The organism is Pseudomonas sp. P5_B2 (genome assembly GCF_056400445.1).
In genome coordinates this window covers 1-5,210 of record NZ_JBFULH010000290.1, presented here as the reverse complement: position 1 = coordinate 5,210, position 5,210 = coordinate 1, and the positions used below count along the sequence as shown (strand labels likewise).

Here is a 5,210-nt window from a genome sequence, read left to right as displayed (position 1 = left end):
ACTTCGAGCAGTCGTCCGGTTTTGGCTGGACGCTGGGCGAGGCGCAGTTTGACTGGGCCACGCTGATCGCCAATAAGGACCGCGAGATCAATCGCCTGAATGGCATTTACCGCAACTTGCTGGTCAACAGCGGCGTGACCTTGCATGAAGGTCACGCCAAAATCGTCGATCCAAACACAGTCGAGATCAATGGCGAGCGCCACACTGCTAAAAACATCCTGATCGCGACCGGTGGCTGGCCGCAGATTCCGGAAATTCCGGGGCATGAGCATGCAATCAGTTCCAACCAGGCCTTCTTCCTCAAGGAGTTGCCGAAGCGTGTTGTGGTAGTCGGCGGCGGTTACATTGCCGTTGAGTTCGCCGGCATCTTCCACGGGTTGGGCGCCCAGACCACGTTGCTGTATCGCGGTGAGTTGTTCCTGCGCGGCTTCGATGGCGCGGTGCGCAAGCATTTGCAGGAAGAGCTGACCAAGCGTGGCATGGACTTGCAGTTCAACAGCGACATCGAGCGTATCGACAAGCAGTCCGATGGCAGCCTGAAGGTGACGCTTAAGGATGGTCGCGAGCTGGAGGCTGATTGTGTGTTCTATGCGACCGGTCGGCGTCCGATGCTTGATAATCTTGGGCTTGAAAACACCGGCGTCAAACTCGACAAAAAAGGCTTTATCGAGGTCGACGCGCAGTACCAGACAGCCGAGCCTTCGATTCTGGCGCTCGGCGATGTGATTGGTCGAGTTCAGCTGACGCCGGTCGCCTTGGCCGAAGGTATGGCCGTGGCGCGACGTTTGTTCAAGCCTGAGCAATACCGCCCGGTGGATTACAAGATGATCCCGACCGCCGTGTTCAGCCTGCCAAACATCGGCACCGTGGGCTTGAGCGAAGAGGACGCCCGCGAAGCCGGCCATGAGGTGGTGATCTTCGAAAGCCGCTTCCGCCCGATGAAGTTGACCCTGACTGAATGCCAGGAGCGCACGATGATGAAACTGGTGGTGGACGCCAAGACAGACAAGGTTCTCGGCTGTCACATGGTCGGGCCGGATGCCGGTGAGATCGTGCAGGGGCTGGCCATTGCCTTGAAGGCCGGAGCGACCAAGCGCGACTTCGACGAAACTATCGGCGTGCACCCGACGGCCGCCGAAGAGTTCGTCACCATGCGTACGCCTGTCGCGGGTTAATCGTCTTTGGCTGCGTCTGGCGCTGTCGCTCTGGCAGCCGCCAGGCGCACGCTTTCATCCAGGCTTGCCTGAGTCTTGAGCAGCTCGATTTCCAGCGCTTTATTTACCTGCGACTGCTCGTCAGCACTCTGCTTCAGCGACTGACTGTCCAGTAGCGCGACGCGCAAGCGTTCYTGGAGGAGGGTGCGTTCGCTGTCGATACGATGGATCTGTTCCAGCAATTGGTCTTGGCGGCTATTGGTTTGCTTGAGTTGATCCTGCAACAGGCTCAGCTCTCTCTGGGCACCACGGTTTTCGGTGAACAAGCGTTCATTGTCGCGGTGCAGTTGAGTGATCTCATCCTGGCGCACCATTGCGCTTTGCTGCGCCTGGCGCAATTCCATCTGAACCTGCTGCACCTGGCTTTCGTGGCGGCTTTGTTCCTGCTCGCGCTGTTCCTTGACGGCGTTACGGTAGTGCTCCAAGGCCTCGCGTGCGTGCAGGTGCTTTTCTTCCAGTGAGCGAATCTGCTCGTCCCTGTCCTGCAGGCGTAATTCGAAGCCGGCCAACGCCTGACTCAGCCCGGCGTTGCGGGTTTGCTCGGTCTGCAACATCGATCGGGTTTCTTGAAGCGATTCCGATTCCTGAGTCAGCGCGAGGCTTTGCATCTCGTACTGCTGATGCAATTCGGTGTTGCTTTCCTGGGCTTCTGCCAATTGGCTTTCCAGCGCTTTGCGCTGCTGATCAAACTGCTCGCGAGCCTGGTCGACGGGTTCCTGGGCCTTTTCCTTGAGGCGTTGAGCCAATCGTGAAACCAGGCCAGCTAGTTCGTCATCGATAGATTCCGGTGCAGGCTCGGCCCGTTCACGGCCGTCATCCAGCTCCTTCAGATAGCGGTGGATCGTGGTTTTCGAACCCGTATTGCCCATTTCGATCCGTACTGCATCGATGCTTGGATTTTCGCCGCGGGCGAGGATCGCCAACCGTGCCGCTTGCACCACTGCTTTATTTACGCCGCCACGAGCCATGAGTTCTCCTACGATTTTGTACTGTGGTACATGCCACTAAAGTACGCAGTGTACCATCTAAAAAATAAAGATAAATAATGTCAGTTTCTCATGCGGGATATACTGGTATTACCCCGTGTGATAGGCCGTGGGGCGCGATTGCACCCACCAAAGCGGTACGTTTTAGAGAATTGAGCCGATGACTGAGCTAGATCAATACTTACAGGCCGCCACGCGCGACAATACCCGCCGAAGTTACCGGGCGGCGATTGAGCATTTCGAAGTCAGTTGGGGCGGGTTTCTGCCTGCGACTGCCGACAGCGTCGCGCGCTATCTGGTGGCGTATGCGGGGGAGTTATCGATCAACACGCTGAAGTTGCGTTTATCGGCGCTGGCGCAGTGGCACAACAGCCAAGGGTTTCCCGATCCGACCAAGGCGCCAGTGGTGCGCAAAGTCTTCAAAGGCGTTCGTGCCTTGCACCCGGCGCAGGAAAAACAGGCCGCACCTTTGCAGCTCCAGCATCTGGAGCAAGTGGTTGCCTGGCTGGAACTTGAAGCGCAAACCGCCAAATCTCAAGATGATCAACCGACTCTCCTGAGAGCAAGGCGCGACATGGCGCTGATCCTCCTCGGATTCTGGCGCGGGTTTCGAAGTGATGAGTTGTGCCGTGTACAGATCGAACATGTTCAGGCGATCGCCAGTTCCGGCATCACGCTCTATTTGCCGCGAACCAAGAGTGATCGCGAGAACCTCGGCAAGACTTACCAGACCCCGGCCTTGCTGCGCCTGTGTCCGGTGAACGCCTACATTCGATGGATCACCGAAGCTGCCCTGGTTCGCGGGCCGGTGTTCCGGGGCATTGACCGTTGGGGCCACTTGAGCGAGGAGGGGCTGCACGCCAACAGCGTCATCCCGCTACTGCGTCAGGCCCTGGAGCGTGCCGGCATTCCCGCCGAGCACTACACCAGTCACTCCCTGCGACGCGGGTTTGCCAGTTGGGCTCATCAAAGCGGTTGGGACTTGAAGTCGTTGATGAGTTACGTGGGCTGGAAGGATATGAAGTCCGCCATGCGCTATGTTGAAGCCAGCCCGTTCCTCGGCATGGCCCGACTTGCTGAAAAGCCGTTGCCGCTGTAGATCACGTTTTCTTCTATTAATACCGTCGGCTAATAGCGAAAACAAATCAACAGCATGAGGTTTGCCAATGAGCCATCCGGGGATCGAATGGGTAGGATTCACCCCATCAACTTGTTAACCAAACTTTTCAACCCTGACGGAGAGTCATCGATGCCTATCATCAACAGCCAAGTTAAACCATTCAAAGCTGACGCCTTCAAAAACGGCGACTTCGTACACGTGTCGGACGCGGACCTGAAAGGTAAGTGGTCTGTGGTTTTCTTCTACCCGGCTGACTTCACCTTCGTGTGTCCGACCGAGCTGGAAGACCTGGCTGATAACTACGACGCGTTCCAGAAACTGGGCGTCGAGATCTACAGCGTTTCCACCGATACCCACTTTGCCCACGCTGCCTGGCACAACACTTCGCCAGCCATCGGCAAAATCCAGTACACCATGATCGGCGACCCGACTCACGCCATCTCCCGCAACTTTGACGTACTGATCGAAGAAGCAGGCTTGGCTGACCGTGGCACCTTCGTGATCAACCCTGAAGGCCAGATCAAAATCGTTGAACTGAACGATGGCGGCGTTGGCCGTGACGCTTCCGAGCTGCTGCGTAAAATCAAGGCTGCCCAGTACGTCGYTGCTCACCCAGGCCAGGTTTGCCCAGCCAAGTGGAAAGAAGGCGAGGCCACTTTGGCTCCGTCCCTGGACCTGGTCGGCAAGATCTAAGTCTGTGGATCGCATCATCAGGGCGGGATTCCGCACCTAAGTAAGCTGCAACCGCCCTCAAAAACGCCCGGGCGAGATTCGCTCGGGCGTTTTTTTATGTCTGCTTTTTATGAAACAGAAAAAGGAAATCGCCCGTATGTTGGATGCCAATCTTAAAGCCCAGTTGAAATCGTACCTGGAACGGGTCACCCAGCCGATCGAGATCGTTGCTTCCCTCGACGACGGTGCGAAATCCCAGGAGTTGCTTGAACTGTTGAAAGACGTTGCCAGTCTTTCCACGCAAATTACCTTGCTCGATAACGGTGACGATGCACGCAAGCCATCGTTCTCGATCAATCGCCCGGGAGCCGACATCAGCCTGCGTTTCGCCGGCATCCCGATGGGCCACGAATTCACTTCGTTAGTGTTGGCGCTACTGCAAGTCGGTGGCCACCCTTCGAAGGCCAGTGCTGAAGTGATCGAACAGATTCGCTCACTCAAAGGCGAGTTCAGCTTCGAGACTTATTTCTCGCTGTCCTGCCAGAACTGCCCGGACGTCGTTCAGGCGTTGAACTTGATGGCCGTGCTGAACCCGAACATCCGTCACGTCGCCATCGACGGTGCGCTGTTCCAGGCTGAAGTCGATGAGCGTCAGGTCATGGCGGTGCCAAGCATTTACCTGAACGGCGTGAACTTCGGTCAGGGCCGCATGGGCCTGGAAGAAATCCTCGCCAAGCTCGACACCAGCGGCATTGAGCGTCAAGTCGAGAAGCTCAGCGCCAAGGATGCCTTTGATGTGCTGATCGTTGGCGGTGGCCCGGCCGGTGCGGCGGCGGCCATCTACGCGGCACGTAAGGGTATTCGCACCGGCGTCGCGGCAGAGCGTTTTGGTGGGCAGGTGCTCGACACCATGGCCATCGAAAACTTCATCTCCGTGCAAGAAACCGAAGGGCCCAAACTGGCCAGAGCCCTCGAAGAGCACGTCAAACAGTACGACGTCGATATCATGAACCTGCAGCGAGCCACGGCACTGATCCCGGCGAAGAATCCCGGTGAGTTGCACGAGGTTCGTTTCGAAAGCGGCGCCACCCTGAAAACCAAGGCGCTGATTCTTGCCACTGGCGCGCGCTGGCGTGAAATGGGCGTACCGGGCGAGCAGCAATACAAAGCCAAAGGCGTATGTTTCTGCCCGCACTGCGACGGTCCGCTGTTCAAGGG

5 protein-coding genes are annotated in these 5,210 nt (G+C 57.3%); 4 read left to right on the top strand and 1 reads right to left on the bottom strand.

Features of this window, described 5'->3' with window-relative positions:
- Positions 1-1,175 (top strand): glutathione-disulfide reductase (gene gorA / locus AC1DRJ_RS18590; protein WP_477803450.1); only part of this gene is annotated, 1,175 nt, incomplete at its 5' end.
- Here gorA and AC1DRJ_RS18585 read toward each other — a convergent pair.
- Positions 1,172-2,182 (bottom strand): DNA-binding protein, encoded by a 1,011-nt coding sequence (locus tag AC1DRJ_RS18585; protein ID WP_477803449.1) that lies wholly within the window; start codon positions 2,180-2,182, stop codon positions 1,172-1,174. The genes gorA and AC1DRJ_RS18585 overlap by 4 nt on opposite strands.
- A gap of 178 nt (positions 2,183-2,360) precedes the next feature.
- Here AC1DRJ_RS18585 and AC1DRJ_RS18580 point away from each other — a divergent pair, with 178 nt between their 5' ends.
- From AC1DRJ_RS18580 to AC1DRJ_RS18570, 3 genes are all read left to right on the top strand, one after another.
- A complete protein-coding gene (locus AC1DRJ_RS18580; RefSeq protein WP_477803448.1) occupies positions 2,361-3,299 on the top strand; it encodes a site-specific integrase in 939 nt (312 codons plus the stop codon).
- A gap of 150 nt (positions 3,300-3,449) precedes the next feature.
- Positions 3,450-4,013 carry an alkyl hydroperoxide reductase subunit C gene (gene ahpC / locus AC1DRJ_RS18575; protein WP_477803447.1) on the top strand — a complete coding sequence of 188 codons (564 nt, stop codon included), beginning with the start codon at positions 3,450-3,452 and terminating at the stop codon, positions 4,011-4,013.
- A gap of 136 nt (positions 4,014-4,149) precedes the next feature.
- The coding region (locus tag AC1DRJ_RS18570; RefSeq protein ID WP_477803446.1) for an FAD-dependent oxidoreductase at positions 4,150-5,210 on the top strand (1,061 nt) is incomplete at its 3' end.

What these genes read in the sequence shown, in the direction of transcription:
- AC1DRJ_RS18580 (WP_477803448.1), top strand. Translation starts at nt 2,361, where the DNA reads ATGACTGAGCTAGATCAATACTTACAGGCCGCCACGCGCGACAATACC.